Below are 26,955 nucleotides of genomic sequence, written 5' to 3' on the forward strand. Positions count from 1 at the left end.
CCCGCATCCCAAGTACGCCCGCTGCCCGTGCCTGCACCGGCGCCGGGCCGGACAAGGCCGTTCAGGCGGGCGGGGCGGCCCGTTCGGCGAGGCTCCTGAGCTCCTCGACGGCGCGGGCGGGGTCGTCCGAGCCGTAGACGGCGTTGCCCGCCACGAAGACGTCGGCCCCGGCCTCGGCACAGCGCTCGATCGTCTCCGCGGACACACCGCCGTCGACCTGGAGCCACACCTCGCCGCCGTACTTGTCGATCAGCGCCCGGGCCCGCGCCAGCTTCGGCAGCACGATGTCGAGGAATCGCTGCCCGCCGAAGCCCGGCTCGACGGTCATGACGAGCATCATGTCGATCTCGGGCAGCAGGTCCTCGTACCCCTCGACGGCGGTCGCCGGGTTCAGCGCCAGACCGGCCCTGGCCCCGGCGGCGCGGATCGCCCGCAGCGTGCGTACGACGGCCTTGGCCGCCTCTGCGTGGACCGTCACACTTGCCGCGCCCGCCTCCGCGTAGTCCGGTGCCCACCGATCCGGGTCATGGATCATGAGGTGGCAGTCGATCGGCGTCGAGGTGGTCTTCAGCAGCGACTCGACGACCGGCAGGCCGAGCGTCAGGTTCGGCACGAAGTGGTAGTCCATGACGTCGACGTGGAGCCAGTCGGCGACGTCCTTGACGCGTGCGGCCTCGTCGGCGAGGCGGGCGAAGTCCGCGGACAGGATGCTGGGCGAGATCTGAACGGCCATAGTGCCTGCAGTCTATTTCGCCCGGACCTGCGTCCCGCCCCTTCCCCCGGCGTCTCGGACGGCACGGCGCGGGCGTTCGCTCAGGCCTCGGCGGCGAGCTGCCGGTCATGCGGCGGCGGGCCGGTGGATTCGCCGCTCCCCCGATAGCCGGTGAGGTCGCGCAGGTGCCGGATCGGCGAGGCCAGCAGGACCAGCGGGATGCAGACGGCCGGGACGACGAAGATCAACAAGGTGGTCCGGCCGCCGAGCAGCCCGGCGACCAGTCCGGCGACCAACCCGCCGATCGGGATCGCGCCCCAGGAGACGAAGCGGACCGTGGCCATCACCCGAGACAGCAGGCCGGGCGGGCTGGCGATCTGCCGATAGGTCCGGGTCACCACACTGATCACCACGATGCCGGCGGCGAACACCACGTTGCCCGCGGCGAAGGCGGCGAAGCCCGGCCAGCCGGCGCCGAGGGGGACGACGAGCGCCCCGGCGACCGTGGCGAACCCGGCGACGATCAGGGCGCGGGCGGTGCCGAGCCAGGCCGTGACCCGGTTCGTCAGGGCCGCGCCGATCAGCGAGCCGACGCCGTCCGCCGCCAGCAGCAGGCCGACGAGACCGGGCGCGGCGTGCAGCTCGCGTACGAGATACAACGCGTAGAGCGCCTGCTGTGCCCCGCAGACCGTGTTGGCCGCGGTGGCGGCCCACATGCACGGGCCCATGACCGGGTGACGCACCACGAAACGCCAGCCTTCGCCGATCATCGCGCGCACCGGCGGCCAGCGGTCGGGTGCCTGTGCGCGGCGTTCGGGCAGGGTCCGCAGCAGCAGGGCGGAGACGAGGTAGCCGGCCGCGTCGACGAGGAGGGTGGGCACCGCCCCGAGCACCTGGACGACGAGGCCGCCGACGGACGGCCCGCCGAGCTGAGTGGTCGCGTGAGTGCCGGACGTCAGGCTGTTGCGCGACTGCAACTGCTCCCTGCTCACGATCGACGGCAGGAAGGTCGAGTTGGCGACGTCGAAGAGGACGTTCGCGAAGCTCGTCACGAGGGCCACGATCACCAGCTGGGCGACCGTCAGCCGGTCGAACCACCAGGCCAGCGGGATGGAGACGACCGCCGCCGCACGGGCCAGGTCGGCGCCGACCTGCACCCTTCGCATGGGAAGCCGCTGCACCACCACCCCGGCGGGCAGGCCGATCACGACCCAGGCGACATAACCGGCGGCGACGATCAGGCCCATCTCGAACGCGGAGGCGTCGAGGACCGTCAGGGCCGTCAGCGGCAGCGCCACCGCGCCGACCGCCGAGCCGACCGCGCTGACCGTGCCGGCCGTCCACCACCGCCAGAAGACGGCCGCCCCGCCTCCGCTGTCGATTCCCATCCCGGCGCCTCTCCGTTCAGTGAGTTCCAATCTGGAACGCACTATACTGGAGCGCGTGAAGCGCGCCGATCTCCCCGACTCCGACTGCGGTATCGCGCAGGCCCTCGGAGTGATCGGCGACTGGTGGACGTTCCTGATCGTGCGGGACGTCGCCGGCGGCATCACCCGCTTCGACGGCCTTCAGCGTGAGCTCGGCGTCAGCCGTCGAGCGCTGACCGAACGCCTGGCCGGGCTCGTCGACCACGGGGTGCTGGAGAAGCGGCCCTATTCCGAGCACCCGCCGCGCTACGACTATGTGCTGACCGCGAAGGGCGAGGGCCTGCTGCCGGCGCTCATCGCCCTGCAGGACTGGGGCACCAGACATGTGATGGGCGACGGGGCGCTGACCGCGACCAGCGAGGACGGGTCCGCCGAGAGCCGCCGCGTGCACGATCTGGTCGGCCGGAAGGTGCCGGACGTCGTGCTGGAACGGCACGACGGCGAACCGGTCACGCCCGCCGCGCCGGGCGTCTGGAGCGTGTTGTTCTTCTTCCCCGGCGCCTTCGCCCCGGGCACCCAGGGCTACCCGCCCGGCTGGACCGACATCCCGGGGACGAAGGGCTGCACTCTGGAGGCTCTCACCTACGCGTCACGGTGTGCCGGCTTCGAGGCGGCAGGAGCCGTGGTCCGAGGCGTGAGCACGCAGCGGCCCGACCAGCTGGCCGCCTTCGTCGCGCACGCGAAGTTGCCCTATCCCCTGCTGTCCGACCAGGACAGCAGGCTCGCCGCCGGGCTGCTGCTGCCGACCTTCCGGACGGCCGGCGCCGACCGCTTCAAGCGCCTGACTCTGCTGGCCGACCCCGGCGGGATCATCCGGGCGGTGCAGTTCCCGATCAACGATCCGGCCGGTTCGGTGGACGAGATGCTCGCCATCGTCCGCGATCGATAACGTCCGAGACCGTCAGGTGCGGCGCAGCAGCGCGAGGAACATCGCGTCCGTGCCGTGCCGGTGCGGCCAGAACTGGGCGTACGGGCCGTCTCCGAGGCCGGGCACCTCCGGCAGGAACGCGCGGGCGTCCAGCACCTCCACGCGGTCGCGCACGTCCTCCACCACCGCCCTGGTCTCGGCCAGGTGCGGCGAGCAGGTGACGTACGCGACGACACCGCCCGGCCGGACGGCCTCGAGCGCCGAGCCGAGCAGCCGCCGCTGCAGCGCGGTCAGCTCGGGGATGCTCCGGGGGTCTCGCCTCCATCGGGCCTCCGGACGCCTGCGCAGGGCGCCGAGCCCGGTGCAGGGGGCGTCGAGCATCACCCGGTCGAACGCGCCCGGCCGCCAGGCGGGCCGCGTGCCGTCGGCCGTGATCACCTTCGCCTCGCGGGTGGTGCCCCACACCAGCCGGGCGCGGTGATACTGCACGTCGGCGCCGAGCAGCCGGGCGCCGCGCTGGGCCGCCACCGCGTCGAGCAGCCCGGCCTTCCCTCCCGGGCCCGCGCACATGTCCAGCCAGGTGGAGTCCTGGTCGAGCGGCACACGGGTCAGCGCGAGCGCCACGAGCTGGCTGGCCTCGTCCTGCACCGCGGCCCGCGCCCCCCCCACCGCCGGCAGGGAGCCGGGGTCGCCCTCCGGCAGATAGGCGGCGTACGGCGAGTAGGCGCCACGCTCGGCCCCCGCCGCGACCAGCTCCTCCACCGTCGCCCGGCCCGGCCGCGCCACCAGCGCCACGCGGGGCCGCTCGTTGTCGGCCTCAAGCAACGCGGCCGTCTCGTCCACGTCACCGCCGACCGCGTCGCGCAGAGCGGTGACGATCCAGCGCGGGTGGCTGTAGGCGATCGCCAGGTTGCCGATCGGGTCCTGGTCACGCGGCGGGGCGACGATCTCCAGCCACTGCTCCAGCGTGCGGCCCGCGACCTTGCGCAGCACGGCGTTGGCGTAGCGGGACGGGCCCGGCCCGACACGCAGCCGCACGAGGTCGATGGTGGCGCTGACCGCCGCGTGGGGCGGGATCCGGGTGCGCAGAAGCTGGTGGACGCCCAGGCGCACCGCGTCGAGCAGCGGCGGGTCCACCTCCTCCGGCGGCCGGTCGCTGCACGCGGCGATGACCTCGTCGTAGGTCCCGAGGCCGCGCAGCGTGCCGTACGCCAGCTCGGTGGCGAGGGCCGCGTCACGGCCGGAGATCCGCCGCTGCCGCAGCAGGGTGGGCATGAGCAGGTTCGCGTACGCGTCGCGCTCGTCGACGGCGCGCATCAGGTCGTAGGCGGCGTTGCGCGCCTCGTCGCGGGGCGGGCGTCCGCGGCCCTGCCGCGGCTGCCCCGCCTTCGCCGCGTGCGCGGCCTGCCCGCCGCGTCCCGGCCTGCCGCCGCGCCCCGGGCGGCCCTGTCCGGAGTCGCCCCCCGGGCCGCCGCCCTGGCCACTCCTCTGGCCACGCCGCGCGCCGCCGCCCTGCCCTCTGCCCTGATTCACGGTGTCACCCTCGACCCTGCCACGACCCTGCCACGACCCTGCCCATCTCGATGCTGCCGCCTTCGGCCCTGTAACCTGCGACGTCACCTGCGATGTCACCGGCGACGCCGTCGCGGGGCCGTTCAGACCAGGGTCTCACCATCCGCGAACCGGACGCCGCGGCCCCATTCGGCCGCGCTCATCTGGCGCTTGCCCTGTGGCTGCACCTCGCCGAGCTCCACCGGGTGGGTGCCGGTCCCGACGAGGACGGACTTCCGCGTGGCCGCGATCTCGCCGGGGGCGAGCTTGCCCGCGTCGGGCGCGAGCCGCACCGGGCCGATCTTGACCCGCTGGCCGCGGAACTCGGCCCACGCACCGGGAGCCGGAGTGCAGGCCCGCACCAGCCGGTCGACCCGCATCGCGGGCGCGGTCCAGTCGATCCTGGCGTCCTCGACCGTGATCTTGGGGGCGATGCTGACGCCGTCGGCGGGCTGCGGGCGCGCCTCCAGCGTGCCGTCCTCGATCCCGTCGAGCGTGGCCAGCAGCAGGCCCGCGCCGGCCTCCGCGAGCCGGGCCAGCAGGGCGCCGCTCGTGTCGTCCGGCCGGATCTGCTCGGTGAGCACGCCGAACACCGGCCCCGCGTCCAGCTCCTTCACGATGCGGAAGGTCGAGGCGCCGGTGACGTCGTCGCCGTGCAGCACGGCGTGCTGCACGGGCGCCGCGCCGCGCCAGGCGGGCAGCACGGAGAAGTGCAGGTTGATCCACCCCTGCGGGGGGATGTCGAGCGCCGCCTGCGGCAGCAGGGCGCCGTACGCGACCACAGGGCAGCAGTCGGGGCCGATCGCCCTCAGCCGGTCGAGGAACTCCGGGTCTGCGGCCTTCGCCGGCTTGAGCACCTCGATCCCCGACTCCTCCGCGAGCTGCGCCACCGGGCTGGGATGCACCTTGCGGCCACGGCCCGACTGCGCGTCCGGCCGGGTCACCACGGCCGCCACCTCGTGCCGGGGCGAGTCCAGCAGGGCGCGCAGCGACGGAAGCGCGGTGTCGGGCGTGCCGGCGAAGACCAGGCGCACTACAGGGCCCTTCCCTGCGTGGCGTGCGGCGAGACCTTCACCACCGGCGCCGACAGGCCGCTCCACTCGGCCTCGCGGATCGCCTTCATCGCGAGCTTGCGCTGCTTGGGGTCCAGGCGGTCGATGAACAGCACGCCGTCGAGATGGTCGGTCTCGTGCTGGAAGCAGCGCGCCATGAGGTCGGTGCCCTCGATCGTCACCGGCTCGCCATGCATGTTGAAGCCCTTGGCCACCGCCCTGATCGCGCGGGGCGTCGGGAAGGTCAGGCCGGGGAAGGACAGGCAGCCCTCCTCGCCCTCCTCGTCGATATCGCCGCCGAGGTCGAGATCGGGGTTGATGAGGTGCCCGAGCTGCTCGTCAACGTAGTAGGTGAACACGCGCAGGCCGACGCCGATCTGCGGCGCGGCCAGGCCGGCGCCCGGCGCGTCCATCATGGTGTCGGTCAGGTCCTTGACGAGCTTGCGCAGTTCCTTGTCGAAGTCGACCACCGGCTCGGCCGGGGTGCGCAGCACCGGGTCGCCGAACAGGCGGATCGGCTGAATGGCCAAGGGTTGACTCCGTTCACGTCACGTACACGAGGAGGATCACCCCAGTCTACGGGCGTGAACGCACCTTCATCGCCGTCTTCCTGGCGGTCTTGGCGATCAGCGGATCGGGGTGGTGCCTGCCGAGCATCTCCAGCACCGCGAGGGCGTCGGGGTGGTCGGCCCGGCCCATCTGGGGCACCAGCGTCAGCAGGTCCTCCCCGAGGAGGTCGAAATGGGCCACCGAGTCGACCGGGGCGCCGATGTAGAGCAGGGCGGCGAGGGTGTCCACCGCCACCCAGGCCCCGTCGCCCTCGCCGAGGGCCGGCGCCTCCAGGTCCCGTACGCCCAGCCAGGCCGCGGCGTAGCGCCACATCATCGGCTCGTCCAGGGCCTCCCGTACGGCCTGCGCGGCCTCCGGGCCCAGCTCCTCCAGCACGGTCCCGGCGGTGCCGCGCTGGGCGGCGTTGCCCGACGCGGCGATCTTGATGAGCTCGCGCGCCGCGTCCTCGGGCACCCGGCGCTCCAGCCACAGCGTGGCGGCGCTGGCCGAGGCCCGGCCGGTCAGCATGGCGTCGATGAGCTCGGCGGCGCCCAGCTCGGCGAGCGCGGCCACCTCGCCGAGCGACGGCGCGTCGTGGCCCTCCCTGAGCAGGTCGCGGCGCACGGCCCACACGCCCGGCTGGGTGAGCCGGACGAGCTCCCCGGTCAGCTCGATCAGCCCGCAATACTCCAGCAGCGCCATGGCCGCCGCCAGCTCCCCCGGCAGCGTCATCCGCAGCCGCCGCAGGTCCGCCGGCCGCGCGTCGCACCCCACCTCGTGGGCCTGGAGGATGCCGCCGGCCAGGGCGGCGAGCGGCATGCCCTCACGCACCGAGTAGATCGTCGCGAGGATCTCGGTCAGGTGCTCGTCGATGACCGCCGACCCGGTCAGGCCCTCCTCGGTGCGGTCGAGCACGTCCATGACCACGCCGTCCCAGAACTCCATGGGGTCGGGCACGCCGGGCCCGGGGCGGGCGCCCTGCCGGGTGACCTCCACGAGGCGGCCGTTGACCGCGACCACCCACAGCAGGCGCAGCCTGGCGGCCTCCAGGCCCAGCTCGGCGACGACCGCCTCGGCCTCGGCGGGGTGCGGCAGCCCCTGCTCGGTGACCTCGCACGCACCCCGGGGAGAGGCCGCGCAGCGGGCCCCGACCCACTCGGCGACGCGGCGGGCGTCCCGCACGAGCGGGACCTCCCGCACCGCGAGGACGAGCTGCTCGTCGGGGGCGATGTCGACCGGCGGGAAGGTGAGCACGTCGCTGTCGGCCATTCCAGCAACTTACTGCACAGCAGTCACCTGATGCCCCGCGAACGAGCCTTGAAAGCCGCTTTCCGGGCGGCTTTGGCGGCGGCCTGGTCCGTCAGCGTGCTGCCGAGCAGTTCGAGAACCTCGACCACGTCGGGGTGGTCGACCCGCCACATGTCCTCGATCAGATGGGCGGGCGGCCCCGAGGCCGCGATGTTCTCCGCGAAGCCCTCCGGGTCGGCCTCGGCGGCGGGCAGCGCGAGCGCGAGCATGTCGACGCTCACCCACAGGACCTCCTCGGGGGTGAGCGCGGGCGCGTTCAGGCCCCGCGAGGACAGCCAGTGGATCGCGTGCGGACGCAGCTCGGCGTCGTCCAGGTAGGACCGCACGACCGGCGCCGCCTCGACGCCCAGCCGGTCGACGATGGTCACCGCGACCCCGCGCACCTCCGCCGGGGCGCCGGCCACGGCGGCGAGCAGCTCCGACGCCGCCTGCTCGGGGGTGCGCCGCGACAGCCACTCGGCGATGTCCCGCTCGGCCGCCTCGTCCGTCGTGCCGTCGCCGATCAGGCCGGCGATCAGCCCGCTCGCGTCGCCCTCGGCCGGGGCGGGCGCGAGCGGGGCGTCCAGGCCCATGCCGGCGTACAGCTCCCGCAGGCCCCACAGGGCGTGCGCGGTCAGAGCCAGGCCGTCCTCGGTCCGCTGGACCGTTCCCGCATACACCAGAGTGGTCAGCGCCTCGTCGAGCCGCCCGACGGGCCGCCCCGCGGCCACCTCGCGCAGGTAGTCGGCGAGCGCGTCCACCGGGACGGGCGACTGCAGCCGATAGAGCAGGTCGTGGATCTGGGACATCCCCTCGTCCACGACCGCCTCCCCGGTGAGCGGCACGGGCCTCTCGACGAGGAACTCCAGCGCCGACCGCCACAGGTCGAGCAGTTCGTCCTCACCGCGCGCGTCCAGCTCGCGGAAGTCCTCCGCGACCACGACGGCCGTGCCGTCGAGCCGGGCCAGGCCCAGGTCGAGCGCGAGCCGCCACGCCGGCTCCGGGCACTCGACGCCGAGCTCGGCCGTGCACGCCCGCGCGTCCCTGACCCGCATGGACCGGCGCTTGGTCACCGTGCGGCCGCCCTCCGCCAGCCAGGTCACCACCAGGTGGGCGTCGCGCAGCAGCGGCACCTCGCGTACGGCCCGCGCCACCTCCTCACGCGGCGCGAGCCGTACGGGCGGCAGGGGCGCGCAGCCGGGGCAGTCGCACTCGCCGCCGTCCGCCGCGTCCTCCGCCCGCGCGGACTGGGCCGCGTCGAGCTCCAGGGAGTCGGGCCCGATCGCGCTGAACAGGCTCTTGGCCATGCCGAACTTGGACGTGTCGGCCAGCGCCTGCGGCATCTCGGGCTCGATGCGGTCGATCGTCTCCCGCATCCGGACGGCCGTCTTGCTGCCGATCTCGCCCGTGTCCAGCAGGAACTCGACCAGTGTCCGCGCCGCGGCGACCGTCTCCGCCGCGCTCTCCGGCGGCGCGATGACCTTGCGCGGATAGATCTCCAGCAGGAGCTCCTCGAAGGTGCCCGGCCGGAAATCGCCCAGCTCGTTCACCTCCAGGTAGTCGCTGGCGTAGTCGCACAGCAGACGTACCTCGTCGACGTCGACCTCGACGTTCCGCTCGCGCCCCCAGGCACGCAGGCCGTCGATGGCCCGGTTCACCCATTCGATCGACACAGGGGCACGCTAACGGCTCGCTTTGTGCGAGGCGAATCGGTCAGATGAGGTCGAGCGGATCAATGTTCACACGGACCACGTCCGGAGCCTTGCGCGCGGAGCGCACACCGGAGGCGCCCTTGAGCGCCCGGGCCAGCGCGGACCCGAGATAGCGCGGCACCCGGACCATCGCCCGCTCCAGCCCGCCGTCCACCGGCACCGGCCCCAGCACCTGCGCTCCGGAAGGCAGGTCGGCGGCCGTCAGCGTCTCCCGGATCGCCGCGGCCGGGCCCGTCAGCGTCGCCATCCGGACGGCCGGGGGAAAACCCAGCTCGGCCCGCTCGTCGAGCTCGCGTTCCGCGAAGGTGACGGGGTCCCAGCGCAGCAGGGCCTGTACGGCGGGCACCGCGGCGTCGGCCAGGACGACCAGCTCCCCCGCCGGCCGCAGCAGTGCGGCGGCGTTCATCCAGCGCCGCAGCGCCTCCTCGGCCGCGCGCAGGTCGGGACGGCCCAGCAGCGCCCACCCGTCGAGCAGCACGGCGGCCGCGTAGCCGCCGTCCGGCACGGGCTCGGCCCCGGGCGTCGCCACGACCAGCGCGGGGGCGCCGCTCACCGTCGCGAGCACGCCGTCGCGTCCGCTGGTGCGCACGGCCACCGAAGGAAAGGCCCGGCCCAGTTCCTCGGCGGTGCGCCGGGCGCCCACGATGACGGCCCGCACGCCCGTCCCGCCGCAGGACGGGCAGCGCCAGTCGCCCGCGATCCGGCCGCACCAGCGGCAGTAGGGCACGGCGTGCCCGCCGCGCAGCGCGAGCGGGCCCGAGCACACCGGCCCGGTGGCCGTGGGCTCCATGAGCACCGGCTCCGCGAGCGGTCTCGCCCTGCCCCCCGCCCTGCCGCCCGCCTGGCCGGTTTCGGCGGGGGCTCCGGGCCGATGGAGGTTCGATCCGCGTCCCGTGGCCGTCGCGGCGCGGCCCCGCGCGTCGCCGCCGAGCGCCGGCGCGCCTCCCGGGGCGGCGTCCGCCGCCGGGGCAGGGCGCACCAGCGGCAGGCCCGAGCAGCGGGCGGGGGCACGGCAGTGACGGCACGCCAGCGCGGGCAGGTAGCCCCTGCGCGGCACCTGGACGAGCACAGGACCGTGCTCCAGGCCCTCCCGCAGCGCCCGCCAGGCGATGCTGGGCAGGCGCGCCGCCCTGGCCGCCTGGTCGCGGGCCAGCTCCGCGTCGTCACCCGCCGGGCGCACCCGGGGCGCCCGGGCCCTGACCGCCGCCCTGTCCGGGACGAGCGGCGCGGCCCAGCCCGTCTCGGCGAGCGCCGTGGCCTCGGCCGTGCGCGCGTAGCCGCCGACGAGCAGGCCCGCCCCGGCCTGGTACGCCCGCAGGGCGAGCACCTCCCGTGCGTGCGGATAGGGCGCGTGGCGCTCGGCGTGCAGGTCGTCGCCGTCGTCCCAGACGACCGCCAGCCCCAGGCGGGCCACCGGCGCGTACGCCGCGGGCCTGTTGCCCACCACGATGCCGATCTCGCCGCGCAGCGCCTTGAGCCAGCGCCGGTAGCGCTCCGCGGGCCCGAGGTCCGCCGTGATCGCCACGTGCGGCGTGTCCCCCAGGGCCGCGGTCACCAGCGCCACGTCCTTGCCGTCGGGCACCACCACGACGACGTCCCGGCCGCCGTCCAGCGTCGCGCGCGCGGCGGCCGCGATGGCGTGCGGCCACGCCGGCCCGTCCGCGTCCGTGCCGGGCAGGGCCGTCCACACGGCGCGCGGGGCCCTGCCCTCGGCCAGCGCCTCCAGGAAGGACGCGCCGGCCGGGTAGGCCCCCCAGGCGTCCCCATACGCCCGCACCGCGTGCCGCCCCGCCTCCCCGCGTGGCACGGTCTCATGCGGCACCGCCTCGGGCGCGGCCTCGCCTCGCGCGGCCTCGTGTGACGCGGGCTCGGGTCGTGCCGCCTCCCCTCGCACCGCCTCGTGTCGTGCGGCTTCGGATGGCGTGGTCTCTCCGCGGATCGCCGCCGCGGGCCCCGCATCTTGAGGGGCCGCCTCCTGCCCCGATCCCACGTCCTCGGCGGGGCGTGAGGGATGGCCGTCGTCGGCGGTCGCGCGTACGGGCTCGGGGGCGGGCGGAGGAACGTCGCCGTCGCCCGGGGAAGCCGCCCGGCGGGCGGGGGTTCTCGCCTCGCCCTCGACCCGGGCGTGCCGCGGCGGAACGGCCAGCCGCAGGACGTCCGACATGGTCCCGGCGTAGCGGTCGGCCACGGCGCGGGCCAGCCGCGCGATGTCGGGGGTGAGGACGGGCTCCGGGGAGATCACTCGTTCCAGGAAGGACAGCCGGCCCTCGTGCTCGCTCTCGGGGAGCCGTTCGAGCAGGAAGCCGTCGGCGAGCTGCCCGGCGAAGCGGACGCGCACCCGGCAGCCGGGCACCGCCTCGGCGTCCATCGTGGTGGGGACCAGGTAGTCGAAGGGACGGTCGAGGTGCGGCAGCGGCGTGTCAACGACGACCCTGGCGACGGGAAGGTTCTGCGCCGCCTCACGCGCGCCCTTGGAGGCGCCCGTCCGCGCTCGCCCCGTGGCACCCCGCGCTGCGGCACCCTGCCTCTGCGCCGCCGCGCCTTGACCTCGTGCGGCGGCATCCTGCCCCCGCGCGCCCCGGCCCTGCGCTGTCGCTCCCTGCCCCTGCGCTGTCGCTCCCTGCCTCTGCGCTGTCGCTCCCTGCCTCTGCGCTGTCGCTCCCTGCCTCTGCGCTGTCGCTCCCTGCCTCTGCGCTGTCGCTCCCTGCCTCTGCGGTGCCGCGCCGGGCGCCCGCTCGGGCCGCCGTGCGGCGGCCGGGGGCGCCGGAAGGAGCGCCTCCTGAGGATGCGGGGCGCGGGTCGGCTCGGTCACGTCTACGTCCTACCAGACGAGGCGAGCCGCAATCGCACGTACGCCCACCGCCTGTGGACATCCGGCTGCCCGGCGGGCATGCCCGGGCGGCGCCCGCCGGCAGAGGCGGGCGCCGCCCGCAGTGCGGTGCCGTCAGGCGGGGGTCACAGACCCGCGGCCGTACGCAGGGCGTCGGCCCGGTCGGTGGACTCCCAGGAGAAGCCCTCGCGGCCGAAGTGGCCGTACGCGGCGGTCTCGGAGTAGATCGGGCGCAGCAGGTCGAGATCGCGGATGATCGCGGCAGGGCGCAGGTCGAAGACCTGGAGCACCGCGTCCTGGATCACGTTGACCGGCGCCTTCTCGGTGCCGAACGTCTCGATGAACAGGCCGACCGGCTGGGCCTTGCCGATGGCGTAGGCGACCTGGACCTCGCAGCGGTCGGCCAGGCCGGCCGCGACGACGTTCTTGGCGACCCAGCGCATGGCGTAGGCGGCCGAGCGGTCGACCTTGGACGGGTCCTTGCCGGAGAAGGCGCCGCCGCCGTGGCGGGCCATGCCGCCGTAGGTGTCGATGATGATCTTGCGGCCGGTGAGGCCGGCGTCGCCCATGGGCCCGCCGATCTCGAAGCGGCCGGTCGGGTTGACCAGCAGGCGGTAGCCCTCGGTCTCGATCTCCAGGTCGGCCAGCACGGGCTCGACCACGTGCTCGCGGATGTCGGGGGTCAGCATCTCCCGCAGATCGATCTCCGGGGCGTGCTGGGTGGAGACGACGACGGTGTCGAGGCGGGCCGGGCGGTCGCCGTCGTACTCGATCGTGACCTGGGTCTTGCCGTCGGGGCGCAGGTAGGGAACCGTGCCGTTCTTCCGCACCTCGGACAGGCGGCGGGCCATCCGGTGCGCGAGCTGGATCGGCAGCGGCATCAGCTCGGGGGTCTCACGGCAGGCGTAGCCGAACATCAGGCCCTGGTCGCCCGCGCCCTGACGGTCGAAGTCGTCGGCGCCCTCGCCCTCGCGGTGCTCGTAGGCGTCGTCCACGCCCTGCGCGATGTCCGGCGACTGCGCGCCGATGGACACCGACACGCCACAGGAGGCGCCGTCGAAGCCCTTGTGGGAGGCGTCGTAACCGATCTCGAGGATCTTCTCGCGGATCAGGGCGGGGATGTCGACGTAGGTCTCCGTCGTCACCTCGCCGGCGACGTGGACCTGGCCAGTGGTGATCAGCGTCTCGACGGCGACCCGGCTCTTGGGGTCGTCCTTGAGCATGGCGTCGAGAATCGCGTCACTGATCTGGTCGGCGATCTTGTCCGGGTGGCCCTCGGTGACCGACTCGGAGGTGAACAGGCGACGGGACAACTCAGGGCTCCTCATGCAGCGGCTGCTGACGTCCATGAGTGACCGGCGGTAGAGCCGGGCCCCACCGCGGTCACTCGATGCTCACGCGAGTCTAGCCCTAGGCGCTGCGGAGCCGCGAAGCCATCCGGATTCGGGTCACCGGGGTTGCTGCCCGCGAACGGGCCCGCCGCGCCCGCCTACGGCGTGTCAGAGATCGGGCAGGGGGTCTCTGGGCAGGTCACCGGGTGTGAACGCCTCCGCGTCCGCCGCCGCCACCACGGCGGCGTACTCGTCGTCGACCTCCAGGGTCATGCCGCCGATTTCGATGCGGGGACCCGACCCGAACTCGATCGGCCCGAGCCGGGTGCGCCGGGGGTAGCGCGCCCACACCCCCGACGGCTCGTCCCTGCTGAACATCTTGGTGGACAGCAGGGTGATCGACCGGTCCGTCACGACGACGAGGAAACCGATCGTGGCAGGGGGCGGCAGGGCCACCGCGGGGAACACGTAACGGATGTCCTCTCCGGGGCCGAGCATCGCCCGGCAGCGCTCCCTGATCGTGGCGGACACCGGCATGGCGATCGCTCCCTCGACGCACGACCTGTGGGGGCTGGGGCGGGCGCCCGCGCCGGCACCACGCGAAGGTCAGGCGAGACGCTGCGCCACCAAATCCCACACTACGTCGGCGAGATCCTCTTTGGGACCCCTCGGAATCTCCACGGACCCGCCCTCCGCAGTGAGGACGACCGCCGCGTTGTCCGGCGTGCCGAACGCGAGGTTCTCCCCGACCTGGTTCACCACGAGCAGGTCGCAGCCCTTGCGTTCCAGCTTGGCTCTGCCGTTGGCCAGGACGTCGTCGGTCTCCGCCGCGAATCCCACGATCACCCGGGGACGCGGCCCGCCGGCCCCGGCGTCCTCCGCGGCGCCCGGCCCATCGGCCTCGGCGTCCTCCGCGGCGCCCGGCCCATCGGCCTCGGCGTCCCGCACGGCGCCCGGGCCGTCGCCGGTCTCGCGTCCGTCGCCCGTCGCCTCGGCGTACGTCTCCCGCTTGGCCCGGCGGATCTCCCCCAGCTCGGCCAGGATGTCTGGATTTTTCGCCAGATGGATCGGATCGGGCTCGGCGGACGATTTCTTGATCTTCGTGTCGCTCTGCCGTACGGGCCGGAAGTCGGCGACCGCGGCGGCCATCACGACCGCGTCGGCGTGCTCGGCCGCCGCCAGGACCGCGTCGCGCAGCTGCCGCGCCGACTCGACCCGGACGACCTTCGCGCCCGCGGGGTCGGGCAGCGTCACGTTCGCCGCCACGAGCGTGACCTCCGCGCCCCGGGCGACGGCCGTACGGGCGAAGGCGTAGCCCTGCAGCCCGGAAGACCGGTTGCCGATGAAGCGCACGGGGTCGATCGCCTCGCGGGTGCCTCCGGCAGAGACGACGACGTGCCGGCCGGCCAGGTCCTCGCGCCGCCCGGCCAGCACCCGGCGGCACACCTCGAAGATCTCGGCGGGGTCGGGCAGCCGCCCGGGGCCGGTGTCGGCGCCGGTGAGCCGGCCGACGGCGGGCTCGATCACGATCGCGCCGCGCTCGCGCAGCGTCGCCACGTTCGCCCGTGTGGCCGGGTGCTCCCACATCTCGGTGTGCATAGCGGGCGCGAACACCACCGGGCACCGTGCCGTGAGCAGGGTGTTGGTGAGCAGGTCGTTGGCCAGCCCGTGCGCGGCGCGGGCCAGCACGTCCGCCGTCGCCGGGGCGACGACCACCAGGTCGGCGGACTGCCCGATGCGCACGTGCGGCACCTCGTGCACCGACTCCCACACCTCGGTGGTCACCGGATTGCCCGACAGCGCGGCCCAGGTCGGCTCGCCGACGAACCGCAGAGCGTCACGGGTCGGCACGACGCGCACGTCGTGCCCCGACTCGGTGAACAGGCGGAGCAGCTCGCAGGACTTGTAGACCGCGATGCCGGCGCTCACGCCCAGCACGACAGACGTCATGACGGAGGCGGCGCTCAGCCCTCGATGGGCTCAGAGGTGAGGAGGCCCTCGGAGATCTCGCGCAGCGCGATGGACAGCGGCTTCTCCTGGGCGTGGGTCTCCACGAGGGGCCCCACGTACTCCAGCAGGCCCTCGCCGAGCTGCGAGTAGTAGGCGTTGATCTGGCGCGCCCGCTTCGCACCCATGATCACGAGGCTGTACTTGCTGTCGACGATGTCGAGAAGTGCGTCGATCGACGGGTTGGTGATGCCTTCCGCGTAGGCGGAGCTGCTTGCCACGTCAGTGATTCCCCTAGCTAGGTGAGTTTCCCATCAAGGTTATCAGCCGGTGGCACACGTCCTTGACGGACGTGTTGACGATCGTGAGATCGAACTCCTTCTCCGCCGCCAGCTCGATCCGGGCCATCTCCAGGCGCCGGGCGATCACGTCGGGAGGCTCGGTGCCGCGGCCGCGCAGCCGCCGCTCCAGCTCCTCCCAGCTCGGCGGGGCGAGGAACACCAGCAGGGCATCGGGCATCGTCTTGCGCACCTGCCTGGCGCCCTGGAGGTCGATCTCCAGCAGGGTGGGGACCCCTGTCGCCAGCTTCTCCAGCACCGGCCCTCTGGGCGTGCCGTAGCGGTTGCCGGCGAACTCGGCCCACTCCAGAAGCTCCGCGGAGGCGACGAGCCGGTCGAACTCGTCGTTGCCGGCGAAGAAGTACTCCACGCCGTGCTGCTCCCCCGGGCGGGGCTTCCGGGTTGTCACCGAGACCGACAGCCACACCTCTGGGTGGGACCGCCGGAGCTCGGCGACGACCGTGGACTTCCCCACACCCGACGGACCGGACAGGACCGTCAGGCGCGGGCGAGGCATGGAGTCACCGCCGTGTGTCCTGGACCCGCTGGTCGCGACTGCCTCGTGGGCCCGATCTCCAGCGGACCGGGACATGTCGGTCACTCCGTACCCCCGTGAAACTCGCTCGTACGTCGCCGAGATCAGCTCTCGGCGCCGCCGAACTCGCGCTCCAGGGAGGCGCGCTGGTTGGCGCCGAGACCCCGCACGCGGCGGGATTCGGCGATACCAAGGCGCTCCATGAGCTGCTTGGCGCGGACCTTGCCGACGCCAGGGAGCGACTCCAGCAGAGCCGAGACCTTCATCTTGCCGATGACGTCGTCGGTCTGCCCATCCTTCAGCACCTCAGCCAGCGAAACCGCGCCGTGCTTGAGCCGGTTCTTGACCTCGGCACGCTCCTTGCGTGCCTTGGCAGCCTTCTCAAGAGCTGCGGCGCGCTGCTCGGGGGTCAGGGGAGGAAGAGCCACGCCGGGTCACCTCGAATTTCTTGTCGATGTACTCGGACGGGAGGGGAAACTAGCTGGTCTTGGCCGTAACGGCAACGTCAAGGGCGGTTTCTCGGACTACAAAATTGATTTTACTACTTTTGGTATTCGAAAAGTCACTCTTCGTAGATCAAAACCGCCTCAGCAGGCCCTAAGCAGGATGACGCAAGGTGACGGCGTCCGAGGCCGGAGAGGGCCCGCTCAGGCGCTCACGCGGCGCAGCGCGGCGGCGATCCCGGCGGCCGCCGCCCCGGGGTCGGGCGCCCCGGTGATGGGCCGTCCGATCACCAGCAGATCGGCCCCCTGGGCGATCGCGTACTCCGGCGTGGCCACCCGCGCCTGGTCCTGGGTGTCGGCGCCGGCGGGCCGCACGCCAGGAGTGATCAATGTCACGTCCGGGCCGACCTCGTCGCGTACGGCCGCGACCTCCCTGGGCGAGCAGACGAGGGCCTGGGCGCCCGCCCCGACGGCCACGGCGGCCATACGGCGCGCGATGTCGGCAGGGGGTCCCTGGATGCCTATCTCGCCGAGATCCGCCTCGGAAAGCGACGTCAGGAGCGTCACGGCCGCGATCTGGGTGTTGGGGGCCGCCTCGACGGCCGCCTTGACCATCGCGTGACCCCCCGCGGCGTGCACGGTGAGGTACGTCGGCTTGAGCCGGGCCACCGCCCGGGTGGCGGCGCCGACGGTGTTGGGGATGTCGTGCAGCTTGAGGTCCAGGAAGACCTGCACGCCGCTCGCGCCGCGCACCGAGGCGATCACGTCGGGCCCGTAGCGCAGATAGAGCTCCAGCCCCACCTTCACCGTGGAAACGTGCGGGGTGACCAGACCGGCCCAGCGGGCCGCGGTCTCCATGTCGGGCGCGTCCAGGGCGACGGCGATGGGAGCAGGCGTGGTCAAAGCGAACTCTCCTCGAGATCTGTGCGTGTTCGTGGTTGCGCGCCCGCCGGGCGGTGGGCCAGGCCCACGGCGTCGGCGAGCCGGTCGAACCCCCGCTCCTGCAGAAGCTCCTCAAGCTCCCTCAGGACGCGCGGGCAGGCGTAGGGGTCGTGGAACAGCGCCGTGCCCACAGCGACGGCGCAGGCGCCCGCCAGGACGAGCTCAAGGGCGTCCCTGCCCGTCGTCACGCCGCCCATGCCGATGATGGGCACTCCCGGCAGCGCCGCGTGCACCTGCCACACGCAGCGCACCGCCAGGGGCCGTACGGCGGGGCCGGACAGACCGCCGGTGCCGGCCGCGAGCGAGGGGCGCATCGTGTCCACGTCGATGCTCATCCCGATCGGGTTGTTGATCATGGCGAGGGCGTCGGCGCCGCCGTCCACGCACGCGCGTGCGACCGCGACGACGTCCGCCACGTCCGGGGACAGCTTGGCGATCACCGGCACCTCGTACGGCGTGGCCGCGCGCACCGAGGCCACGACCTCCGCCGCGGCGGCCCCCTCGCGGGCGAACACCCTGCCGCGGTCCTCGACGTTCGGGCACGACAGGTTGATCTCCACGGCGGTGATGCCCTCGACGCCGGCCAGGCGCCGCGCCAGCGCGGTGTACTCGGTCACGGTGCCGCCGCCGATCGACACGACCGTGCGGGCTCCGCGCTCGGCCAGCCACGGCAGCTCGCGCTCCAGGAACGCCTCGACGCCGGGGCCCTGCAGGCCGACGGCGTTCAGCAGCCCGGAGGGGGTCTCGGCCATCCGGGGCGTCGGCCGTCCCGCGCGCGGGGCCATGGTGATCGACCGGGTGACGAACGCGCCCAGCCGGTGGACGTCGGAGAACTGGGCCAGCTCGCGGCCCGTCCCGCCGCAGCCCGAGGCGGTCAGCACGGGGTTGGGCAGCTCCACATGGGCCAGGTACGTGCGCAGGTCGGCGGTCACGGCCGCCTCCCCCGCCCCGGCTCAGGCATGCCGTCCGCCGGGCGCGCCGAGCGCGTCGAACGGGATCGTCCCGACGTCGTCGAACCGCACCCGCTCGCCCCGGAACACCGGCCCCTCGGTGCAGGCGCGGACCATGCGGGTCACGCCGTCGTCGCCGATGACCGGCACGACGCACGTCATGCAGACCCCGATGCCGCAGGCCATGGACTCCTCCACGGCCACCTGCACGGGGATGCCGAACTCGGCGGCGACCGCCGTGACGCCGCGCAGCGTCACCATCGGCCCGCACGCGTAGACCGCGTCGGCCCGCGCGTCGGCGATCACCCCGGGCAGCACGTCGGTCACCGTGCCGCGCATGCCCAGCGAGCCGTCCTCGGTCGTCAGCGTGGTCGTCTCGCCCATCCTGCGGGCCCGCAGCGCCCCGAAGACCCGGTCGGCCGACGGCGCCCCCAGCACGAAGTCGATGCGGCAGCCCCGCTGCTGCAGCGCGTCCGCCAGCGCGAACAGCGGCGCCGCGCCGTGCTCGTCGCCGACCAGTACGCAGGTGCAGGGGTCGCGGGGCAGGGGGAACGGACGGCCGAGCGGGCCGACCAGGTCGAGCGTGTCGCGCGCCCGGAGGTCGGCGAGCCAGGCCGTCCCGGCACCGCGCACGCCGAAGACGAGCTCCACCGTGCCACCGTAGTCCGGCTTCACGTCGTGGATCGTGAAGGCCCGCCGGGTGAGCATCGAGGAGTTGCGGCCTCCGACGGCGACCGTGACGAAGTGGCCGGGCCGGAACCGGTCGGCGATGCCCGGTGCGACGACCGTGAGCGCATGGTAGGCGTCCACGCGGCGCGTCGTCAGCACCGTCCCCGTGACCTGAACCGGACTCCCGGCCACTCCCTTCCTCCCTGCCTATGGCGCTCGCTTCCCTCACGCCACCCTGCTCATGGCGCTCGCTTCCCTCACGCCACCCTGCTCATGGCGCTCGCTCCGCTCGCGCGTCCTCCGCGTTCAGTCTCGCAGCCTCCTGGCGTGTTCCTGCAGGGAACACACGTCGATGTCGCCCCTGACGATGTGCTGGATGCCCTGCACGGCAGCCGCGAGGCCCTGGACGGTCGTGATGCAGGCGATGCCGCGGTTGACGGCGGCGGTGCGGATCTCGTACCCGTCCAGGCGCGGCCCGCCCTGACCGGGGCTGCCGAACGGGGTGTTCACGATGAGGTCCACCTCTCCGTCGAGGATGCGCCGCACGATCGTCGGCTCGCCGCCGGGCCCCGTCCCGTCGCTGTGCTTGCGCACGATCTTGGCACGTACGCCGTTGCGGCGCAGCACCTCGGCGGTGCCCTCCGTGGCCAGGATCTCGAAGCCGAGGTCCGCGAGCGCCTTCACGGGGAAGATCATGGCCCGCTTGTCCTTGTTGGCGACCGAGACGAACGCCCGTCCCTTGGTCGGCAGCGCTCCGTAGGCCGCCGCCTGCGACTTGGCGAAGGCCGTGCCGAAGAACTCGTCGATGCCCATGACCTCGCCGGTCGAGCGCATCTCCGGCCCGAGGACGATGTCCACGCCGCGGAACCGGTTGAACGGCAGCACCGCCTCCTTGACCGCGACCGGCGCGTCCAGCGGCAGCGTGCCGCCGTCGTAGCCGGCCGGCAGCATGCCCTCGGCGCGCAGCTCGGCGATCGTCGCGCCCAGCATCAGCCGCGCCGCCGCCTTGGCCAGCGGCACCGCCGTGGCCTTGGACACGAACGGCACCGTACGGCTGGCCCGCGGGTTGGCCTCCAGGACGTACAGCACGTTGGAGGCCATGGCGTACTGGACGTTCAGCAGGCCGCGCACGCCCACGCCACGGGCGATGGCCTCGGTGGCCGAGCGGATCCGCTTGATGTCGAAGCCGCCCAGCGTGATCGGCGGCAGGGCGCACGCCGAGTCGCCGGAGTGGATGCCGGCCTCCTCGATGTGCTCCATGACGCCGCCGAGATAGAGCTCCTCGCCGTCGAACAACGCGTCCACGTCGATCTCGATCGCGTCGTCGAGGAACCGGTCGATCAGCACCGGGTGCTCGGAGGCCGCCTTCGCCATGTACGCCCCGAGGGTGTCCTCGTCGTACACGATGGCCATGCCGGCGCCGCCGAGCACGTACGACGGCCGCACGAGCACCGGGTAGCCGATCTCCTCGGCGACGGCCTTCGCCTGGTCCACGGTCGTCGCGGTGCCGTGCTTGGGCGCGGGCAGCCCGGCCTCGGCGAGGACCCGTCCGAACGCGCCGCGGTCCTCGGCGAGGTGGATCGACTCCGGCGAGGTGCCGACCACGGGCACCCCCGCGTCCTTGAGCGCCTGGGCGAGCCCGAGCGGCGTCTGGCCGCCGAGCTGCACGATGACGCCGGCCACCGGCCCGGTCTGCTGCTCGGCGTGCACGACCTCCAGGACGTCCTCCAGGGTGAGCGGCTCGAAGTAGAGCCGGTCGGAGGTGTCGTAGTCGGTCGAGACGGTCTCGGGGTTGCAGTTGACCATCACGGTCTCGTAGCCGGCCCTGGCCAGCTCGAACGACGCGTGCACACAGGCGTAGTCGAACTCGATGCCCTGGCCGATGCGGTTGGGCCCGCTGCCCAGGATGATCACCTTGGGCCGGTCCCCCACCGGCACCTCGGTCTCCTCGTCGTATGTGGAGTAGAGGTACGGCGTGCGCGCGGCGAACTCGGCGGCGCAGGTGTCCACGGTGTTGTAGACGGGCCGGACGCCGAGCTCGTGGCGCGCGGACCGCACCTCGGGCTCCGGCACGCCCAGGATCTCGGCGATCTGCGCGTCGCTGAAGCCGTGCCGCTTGGCCAGCTCCAGGGTGGGCCGGTCGAGCGCGGTGATCGACCGGGCGACCTCGTCGATCGCGAAGAGCTGGTCGACGAACCACGGGTCCACCGACGTGGCCTCGTGGACCTGCTCGGGGGTCGCGCCCGCCCTGATGGCCTGCTGCATGGTGCGCAGCCGTCCGTCGTGCGGCCTGCGGCAGGCCTCCAGGAGCTCGTCCAGGTCGCCGGGCTCGCCCGCCCAGCTGAACGACGACCCCTTCTTCTCCAGCGACCGCAGCGCCTTCTGCAGCGCCTCCGGGAAGGAGCGGCCGATCGCCATCGCCTCGCCGACCGACTTCATGTGGGTGGTCAGCGTCTGGTCGGCCCCGGCGAACTTCTCGAACGCGAACCTCGGCACCTTGACCACGATGTAGTCGAGCGACGGCTCGAACGACGCCGGGGTCTCCTTGGTGATGTCGTTGGGGATCTCGTCGAGGGTGTAGCCGATGGCGAGCTTGGCGGCGATCTTGGCGATCGGGAAGCCGGTGGCCTTGGACGCCAGCGCCGACGACCGCGACACGCGCGGGTTCATCTCGATGACGATCATGCGGCCGGTCTCCGGGTCGACCGCGAACTGGATGTTGCAGCCGCCCGTGTCCACGCCGACCTCGCGGATGACCGCGATCGCGACGTCGCGCATGTTCTGGTATTCGCGGTCGGTCAGCGTCAGCGCGGGCGCCACCGTCACGCTGTCGCCGGTGTGGACGCCCATCGGGTCGATGTTCTCGATGGAGCACACGATGACCACGTTGTCGTGGCGGTCCCGCATGACCTCGAGCTCGTACTCCTTCCAGCCGAGGATCGACTCCTCAAGGAGCACCTCGGTGGTCGGGGACGCGTCGAGGCCGGCGCCCGCGATGCGGCGCAGCTCCTGCTCGTCGTGGGCGAAGCCGGAGCCGGCGCCGCCCATGGTGAAGCTCGGGCGGACGACGACGGGGTATCCCAGCTCGCCGGCCGCGGCCAGGCACTCGTCCATGGTGTGGCAGATCGCGCTGCGCGCCGACTCGGCGTTGAGGCCGCGCTCGGCGGCGACCTTGGCGACGATCTCCTTGAACCGCTCGCGGTTCTCCCCCGCCTGGATGGCGTCGATGTCGGCGCCGATCAGCTCGACGCCGTACTTGTCGAGCACGCCCGCCTCGTGGAGCGCCACGGCGGTGTTGAGCGCCGTCTGGCCGCCCAGCGTGGGCAGCAGCGCGTCGGGCCGCTCCTTGGCGATGATCTTCTCGACGATGTCCGGCGTGATCGGCTCGACGTAGGTGGCGTCGGCGAACTCCGGGTCCGTCATGATCGTGGCGGGGTTGCTGTTGACGAGGATGACCCGGAAGCCTTCGCTGCGCAGGATGCGGCAGGCCTGGGTGCCGGAGTAGTCGAACTCGCACGCCTGTCCGATGACGATCGGGCCGGAGCCGATCACCATGACGGACCTGATGTCCGTACGCTTAGGCACCCTTGGCCCCCTTCTTGTCGTCGGTGTCCTCGGTCGCGCTCCGTCGTGCCTGGGGCGCGCCAAATGACTGAGCCTCGCTCGCAGGTGGGGAGACACGCTGCGCGCCGCTCCCTCGCTCCCTCCTGCGCTCCATCAGCTCGCAGAACTCGTCGAACAGGTACGCGGCGTCGTGCGGGCCCGCGGCCGCCTCGGGGTGGTACTGCACGCTGAACGCGGGACGGTCCAGCAGGCGCAGCCCCTCGACGCAGTCGTCGTTGAGGTTGACGTGGCTCACCTCGGCCGCGCCGTACGGGGTCTCGAAGGGGCCGTCGAGCGGCGCGCGCACGGCGAAGCCGTGGTTGTGCGCGGAGATCTCGACCTTGCCGGTCCTGCGGTCCTGCACCGGCTGGTTCACCCCGCGGTGGCCGTACCGCAGCTTGTAGGTGCCGAGGCCGAGCGCCCGCCCGAGGATCTGGTTGCCGAAGCAGATGCCGAAGAACGGCACGCCCGCGTCCAGCACCTCGCGCAGCGACTCGACCGCGTAGTCGGCCGTGGCCGGGTCGCCGGGGCCGTTGGAGAAGAAGACGCCGTCCGGGTCGAGGGCGAGGATGTCGGCCGCCGTGACGGTCGCCGGCAGCACGTGCACCTCGCAGCCCCGCTCGGACATCCGCTCCGGCGTCATCGCCTTGATGCCCAGGTCGACCGCGGCGACGGTGAAGCGCTTGCGGCCGCGCGCCGGCACGACGTACGGCTCGGCCGTGCTGACCTCGCGGGCCAGGTCGGCGCCCTCCATGCCGGGTGAGCGCCGCACCCGCTCGACCAGCTCGCCGATGTCGCCGCCCTCGCTGAAGACGCCCGCGCGCATCGCGCCGCGCTCGCGCAGGTGGCGGGTGAGGGCGCGGGTGCCGGGCATGGCGATGCCGACCACGCCCTGGTCGCGCAGGTAGTCGTCGAGCGTCCTGCGGGAGCGCCAGTTCGACGGGATCCGGGACGGCTCGCGCACCACGTAGCCCGCGACCCAGACCCTGCCGGACTCGGGGTCCTCGTCGTTGACGCCGGTGTTGCCGATGTGCGGGGCGGTCATCGCCACGATCTGGCGGTGGTAGGAGGGGTCGGTGAGCGTCTCCTGGTAGCCGGTCATGCCGGTGTTGAAGACCATCTCGCCGAACGTCTCGCCCACGGCGCCGTACGGGGTTCCCTCGAAGACGCGTCCGTCCTCGAGCACGAGCAGGGCTGTCATACGAGCTTCCCTTCGAGAACGGTGGGGCGGCCGCGCAGGAACGTCGCGACGACGCGGCCGGGCAGGGTCAGCCCCTCGTAGGGGGTGTTGCGGCTCTTCGACGTCATCGCGGACGGGTCCACCGGCTGCCGGACCGACGGGTCGTACAGCGTGACGTTGCCGGGGGCGCCGGCCTCGATCGGGCGGCCGTGGCCGGCGAGCCTGCCGATCCTGGCCGGCCGCGCGGACATGCGGTCGGCCACCCCGGCCCAGTCGAGCAGCCCGGTCTCGACCATGGCCTCCTGGACCACGGACAGAGCCGTCTCCAGGCCGATCATGCCCATGGCCGCCGCGGCCCACTCGGTCTCCTTGTCCTCGACCGGGTGGGGCGCGTGGTCGGTGGCCACGCAGTCGATCGTGCCGTCGGCCAGCGCCTCGCGCAGCGCCCGCACGTCGTCGGCGGTGCGCAGCGGCGGGTTCACCTTGTAGATCGGGTTGTATGGCCCCAGCGGCGAGCTCTCCGCGCAGGAGTCGGTCAGCAGCAGGTGGTGGGGGGTGACCTCGGCGGTCACGTCCCAGCCCTTCGACTTGGCCCAGCGGATGATCTCGACCGAGCCCGCGGTGGAGACGTGGCAGACGTGCAGCCGGGAGCCGACGTGCGCGGCGAGCAGGCAGTCGCGCGCGATGATCGCCTCCTCGGCGACCGCCGGCCAGCCGGTCAGGCCGAGCCTGGCCGACACCTCGCCCTCGTTGAGCTGGGCGCCCTCGGTCAGCCGGGGCTCCTGGGCGTGCTGGGCGACGACGCCGCCGAACGCCTTGACATACTCCAGCGCCCGGCGCATCAGCACGGCGTCGGACACGCACTTGCCGTCGTCGGAGAAGACCCGCACGCGGGCCGCGGAGTCGGCCATCGCGCCGAGCTCGGCGAGCTGGCGGCCTTCGAGGCCGGAGGTCACCGCGCCCACGGGCTGCACGTCGCAGTGGCCGAATTCCTGGCCGAGCCGCCAGACCTGCTCCACCACGCCGGCGGTGTCGGCCACCGGGGAGGTGTTGGCCATCGCGTGGACGGCGGTGTATCCGCCCCGCGCCGCGGCCTGGGTGCCGGTCTCGACGGTCTCGGCGTCCTCCCGGCCGGGCTCGCGCAGGTGGGTGTGCAGGTCGACCAGGCCGGGCAGGGCGACCAGCCCGTCGGCGTCGATCGTCTGTCCGGCCTTCGCGCCCGAGAGGTCGCCGATCTCCGCCACGACGCCGTCGCGCAGCAGGATGTCGCCGGGGGCGCCGCCCAGGATCCGCGCGCCCTTGATGAGGATGGTGGTCACAGTTCCCTCGTGAACGTCGTACGTGCTCATTCGGCGCCTCCGATCGCGGGCTCGGAACCGCCGAGCAGCAGGTAGAGGACGGCCATCCGGACCGTCACGCCGTTGGTGACCTGCTCGACGATCGTCGAGCGCGGCGAGTCGGCGACCTCCGCGGAGATCTCCATGCCGCGGTTCATCGGGCCGGGGTGCATGACGACGGCGTCGTCGTGCAGGCGGGCGAAGCGGTCGCGGTCGAGGCCGTAGCGGCGGCTGTACTCCCGCGCCGAGGGGAAGTAGGCCGCGTTCATCCGTTCGAGCTGGACCCGCAGCATCATCACGACGTCCGACTTGGGCAGCACGGCGTCGAGGTCGTACGAGACCTGGCAGGGCCAGGTCTCGACGGCCACCGGCAGCAGGGTCGGCGGGGCGACCAGCGTCACCTCCGCGCCGAGCGTGTGCAGCAGCAGCACGTTGGACCGGGCGACCCGGCTGTGCAGCACGTCGCCCACGATGGCGATCTTCAGGCCCTCCAGGCGGCCGAGCCTGCGGCGGATGCTGAAGGCGTCGAGCAGCGCCTGGGTGGGGTGCTCGTGGGTGCCGTCCCCGGCGTTGATCACGCTGCCGCGCACCCAGGTGGCCAGGCGGTGCGGCGCGCCCGAGGCGCTGTGCCGGATCACCACCGCGTCGGCGCCCATGGCCTCCAGGGTGAGCGCGGTGTCCTTCAGCGACTCGCCCTTGGACACGCTCGACCCCTTGGCCGAGAAGTTGATCACATCGGCCGACAGGCGCTTGGCCGCGGCCTCGAAGGAGATGCGGGTGCGGGTTGAGTCCTCGAAGAAGAGGTTCACCACCGTGCGGCCGCGCAGCGTCGGCAGCTTCTTGATGGACCGCTGCGAGACCTGCGCCAGCTCCTCGGCCGTGTCGAGGATGAGGAGCGCGTCGTCGCGGGTGAGGTCGCCGGTCGAGATCAGGTGATGCTTCATCGGTCGTCCTCCTTGATGAGCACGACCGCGTCGCGTCCGTCGGTCTCCTCAAGGAAGACCTTGACCTTCTCGCTCTTGGAGGTCGGCAGGTTCTTGCCGACGTAGTCGGCGCGGATCGGCAGCTCGCGGTGGCCGCGGTCGACGAGCGTGGCGAGCTGGACGGCCCTGGGCCTGCCCACGTCGTTCAGCGCGTCGAGCGCGGCGCGGACGGTGCGGCCGGAGTAGAGGACGTCGTCCACGAGGACGACGGTCCTGCCGTCCACACCGTCCTGGGGCAGTTCGGTGCGGCCGAGCGGACGTGCGGGCCGCAGGCGCAGATCGTCGCGGTACATCGTGACGTCGATGGCGCCGACGGGGACTTTGATTTCCTCGAACTGGGCGATGCGCCCGGCGATGCGGTGCGCGAGGGTGGCGCCGCGGGTGGGGATCCCGATCAGGACGATGTTCTCCGCACCCCTGGTGCGTTCGAGGATCTCGTGTGCGATCCGGGTGAGCGCCCGGTGGATGTCGGGCCCCTCCAGTACGGCGCGGGCCTGATTTCGGGCATCAGACATCAAAAAGTCACCACCTTTCCCGCCTCACGGGACGGGTCTTAAAAGGGTGTCGGTTCTGCTTAGAGTATCAGGGCCGTCTGCGAACCCCCCTCCCGCCAGGGGTGATGCCATCGCGGAGGGCGTTCGCCCTCGGCGTGACGAGGACGCGCCGGGGCCTCAGGGGGACCCCCGGCGCCGTTCACGGGACGCGCCGG

The 26,955-nt window shown here is 73.1% G+C and carries 23 protein-coding genes; 1 reads left to right on the top strand and 22 read right to left on the bottom strand.

What is annotated here, in order from left to right; all coding sequences use genetic code 11:
- Positions 1-61: 61 nt before the first annotated feature.
- The gene (rpe, locus tag FLX08_RS03320; RefSeq protein WP_142616694.1) at positions 62-733 is read right to left on the bottom strand and encodes a ribulose-phosphate 3-epimerase; all 672 of its coding nucleotides are present in this window, start codon (positions 731-733) and stop codon (positions 62-64) included.
- Between the two features lie 80 nt (positions 734-813).
- On the bottom strand, positions 814-2,100 hold the full coding sequence (locus FLX08_RS03325) for an MFS transporter (protein ID WP_142616695.1): 1,287 nt from the start codon (positions 2,098-2,100) through the stop codon (positions 814-816).
- Positions 2,101-2,155: 55 nt separating this feature from the next.
- On the opposite strand from FLX08_RS03325, the gene FLX08_RS03330 reads away from it, so the two are divergent.
- Positions 2,156-3,028 carry a winged helix-turn-helix transcriptional regulator gene (locus tag FLX08_RS03330; RefSeq protein ID WP_142616696.1) on the top strand — a complete coding sequence of 291 codons (873 nt, stop codon included), beginning with the start codon at positions 2,156-2,158 and terminating at the stop codon, positions 3,026-3,028.
- A 12-nt stretch (positions 3,029-3,040) separates the two neighbouring features.
- On the opposite strand, the gene FLX08_RS03335 is transcribed toward FLX08_RS03330, so the two are convergent.
- From FLX08_RS03335 to pyrR, 20 genes are all read right to left on the bottom strand, one after another.
- Complete coding sequence (locus FLX08_RS03335; RefSeq protein ID WP_142616697.1) at positions 3,041-4,540, bottom strand: RsmB/NOP family class I SAM-dependent RNA methyltransferase; 1,500 nt, start codon at positions 4,538-4,540, stop codon at positions 3,041-3,043.
- Positions 4,541-4,662: 122 nt separating this feature from the next.
- On the bottom strand, positions 4,663-5,592 hold the full coding sequence (gene fmt / locus FLX08_RS03340; RefSeq protein ID WP_142616698.1) for a methionyl-tRNA formyltransferase: 930 nt from the start codon (positions 5,590-5,592) through the stop codon (positions 4,663-4,665).
- On the bottom strand, positions 5,592-6,140 hold the full coding sequence (gene def / locus FLX08_RS03345; protein ID WP_142616699.1) for a peptide deformylase: 549 nt from the start codon (positions 6,138-6,140) through the stop codon (positions 5,592-5,594). Before def ends, fmt begins: the two co-directional genes overlap by 1 nt.
- A gap of 46 nt (positions 6,141-6,186) precedes the next feature.
- Complete coding sequence (locus FLX08_RS03350; protein WP_142616700.1) at positions 6,187-7,428, bottom strand: hypothetical protein; 1,242 nt, start codon at positions 7,426-7,428, stop codon at positions 6,187-6,189.
- A 23-nt stretch (positions 7,429-7,451) separates the two neighbouring features.
- Positions 7,452-9,119 carry a hypothetical protein gene (locus FLX08_RS03355; RefSeq protein WP_142616701.1) on the bottom strand — a complete coding sequence of 556 codons (1,668 nt, stop codon included), beginning with the start codon at positions 9,117-9,119 and terminating at the stop codon, positions 7,452-7,454.
- Positions 9,120-9,159: 40 nt separating this feature from the next.
- Positions 9,160-11,970, bottom strand: coding sequence for a primosomal protein N' family DNA-binding protein (locus FLX08_RS40365; RefSeq protein ID WP_280117082.1), 2,811 nt, complete (start codon positions 11,968-11,970; stop codon positions 9,160-9,162).
- A gap of 143 nt (positions 11,971-12,113) precedes the next feature.
- Positions 12,114-13,301: a methionine adenosyltransferase gene (gene metK / locus FLX08_RS03370; protein ID WP_142616702.1), complete on the bottom strand. Its 1,188-nt coding sequence runs from the start codon at positions 13,299-13,301 to the stop codon at positions 12,114-12,116.
- Between the two features lie 186 nt (positions 13,302-13,487).
- Entirely contained in the window at positions 13,488-13,856 is a 369-nt protein-coding gene (locus tag FLX08_RS03375) for a hypothetical protein (protein ID WP_142616703.1), read from the bottom strand.
- A gap of 69 nt (positions 13,857-13,925) precedes the next feature.
- On the bottom strand, positions 13,926-15,269 hold the full coding sequence (coaBC, locus tag FLX08_RS03385) for a bifunctional phosphopantothenoylcysteine decarboxylase/phosphopantothenate--cysteine ligase CoaBC (RefSeq protein WP_244312316.1): 1,344 nt from the start codon (positions 15,267-15,269) through the stop codon (positions 13,926-13,928).
- A 14-nt stretch (positions 15,270-15,283) separates the two neighbouring features.
- Positions 15,284-15,547: a DNA-directed RNA polymerase subunit omega gene (gene rpoZ / locus FLX08_RS03390; protein WP_142616704.1), complete on the bottom strand. Its 264-nt coding sequence runs from the start codon at positions 15,545-15,547 to the stop codon at positions 15,284-15,286.
- Positions 15,548-15,560: 13 nt separating this feature from the next.
- Positions 15,561-16,121, bottom strand: a complete 561-nt coding sequence (gene gmk, locus FLX08_RS03395) for a guanylate kinase (protein WP_244312323.1) — start codon at positions 16,119-16,121, stop codon at positions 15,561-15,563.
- Between the two features lie 122 nt (positions 16,122-16,243).
- A complete protein-coding gene (gene mihF, locus FLX08_RS03400; protein ID WP_030450375.1) occupies positions 16,244-16,567 on the bottom strand; it encodes an integration host factor, actinobacterial type in 324 nt (107 codons plus the stop codon).
- 219 nt (positions 16,568-16,786) lie between these two features.
- On the bottom strand, positions 16,787-17,485 hold the full coding sequence (gene pyrF / locus FLX08_RS03405) for an orotidine-5'-phosphate decarboxylase (protein WP_142616706.1): 699 nt from the start codon (positions 17,483-17,485) through the stop codon (positions 16,787-16,789).
- Entirely contained in the window at positions 17,482-18,456 is a 975-nt protein-coding gene (locus FLX08_RS03410; RefSeq protein ID WP_142616707.1) for a dihydroorotate dehydrogenase, read from the bottom strand. Before FLX08_RS03410 ends, pyrF begins: the two co-directional genes overlap by 4 nt.
- A gap of 21 nt (positions 18,457-18,477) precedes the next feature.
- Entirely contained in the window at positions 18,478-19,335 is an 858-nt protein-coding gene (locus tag FLX08_RS03415; RefSeq protein ID WP_142616708.1) for a dihydroorotate dehydrogenase electron transfer subunit, read from the bottom strand.
- Positions 19,336-19,449: 114 nt separating this feature from the next.
- Positions 19,450-22,728, bottom strand: coding sequence for a carbamoyl-phosphate synthase large subunit (gene carB / locus FLX08_RS03420; protein ID WP_142616709.1), 3,279 nt, complete (start codon positions 22,726-22,728; stop codon positions 19,450-19,452).
- A complete protein-coding gene (carA, locus tag FLX08_RS03425) occupies positions 22,721-23,947 on the bottom strand; it encodes a glutamine-hydrolyzing carbamoyl-phosphate synthase small subunit (RefSeq protein ID WP_142616710.1) in 1,227 nt (408 codons plus the stop codon). Before carA ends, carB begins: the two co-directional genes overlap by 8 nt.
- Complete coding sequence (locus FLX08_RS03430) at positions 23,944-25,245, bottom strand: dihydroorotase (protein WP_142616711.1); 1,302 nt, start codon at positions 25,243-25,245, stop codon at positions 23,944-23,946. The genes carA and FLX08_RS03430 overlap by 4 nt, the downstream gene beginning before the upstream one ends.
- 26 nt (positions 25,246-25,271) lie before the next feature.
- Positions 25,272-26,207, bottom strand: coding sequence for an aspartate carbamoyltransferase catalytic subunit (locus FLX08_RS03435; RefSeq protein WP_142616712.1), 936 nt, complete (start codon positions 26,205-26,207; stop codon positions 25,272-25,274).
- Complete coding sequence (gene pyrR, locus FLX08_RS03440; RefSeq protein ID WP_142616713.1) at positions 26,204-26,761, bottom strand: bifunctional pyr operon transcriptional regulator/uracil phosphoribosyltransferase PyrR; 558 nt, start codon at positions 26,759-26,761, stop codon at positions 26,204-26,206. Before pyrR ends, FLX08_RS03435 begins: the two co-directional genes overlap by 4 nt.
- Positions 26,762-26,955: the final 194 nt, after the last annotated feature.

Origin of the sequence: Microbispora hainanensis, from assembly GCF_006874475.1 — a bacterium.
In the GTDB taxonomy this organism is placed as follows: Bacteria; Actinomycetota; Actinomycetes; order Streptosporangiales; family Streptosporangiaceae; genus Microbispora; species Microbispora hainanensis.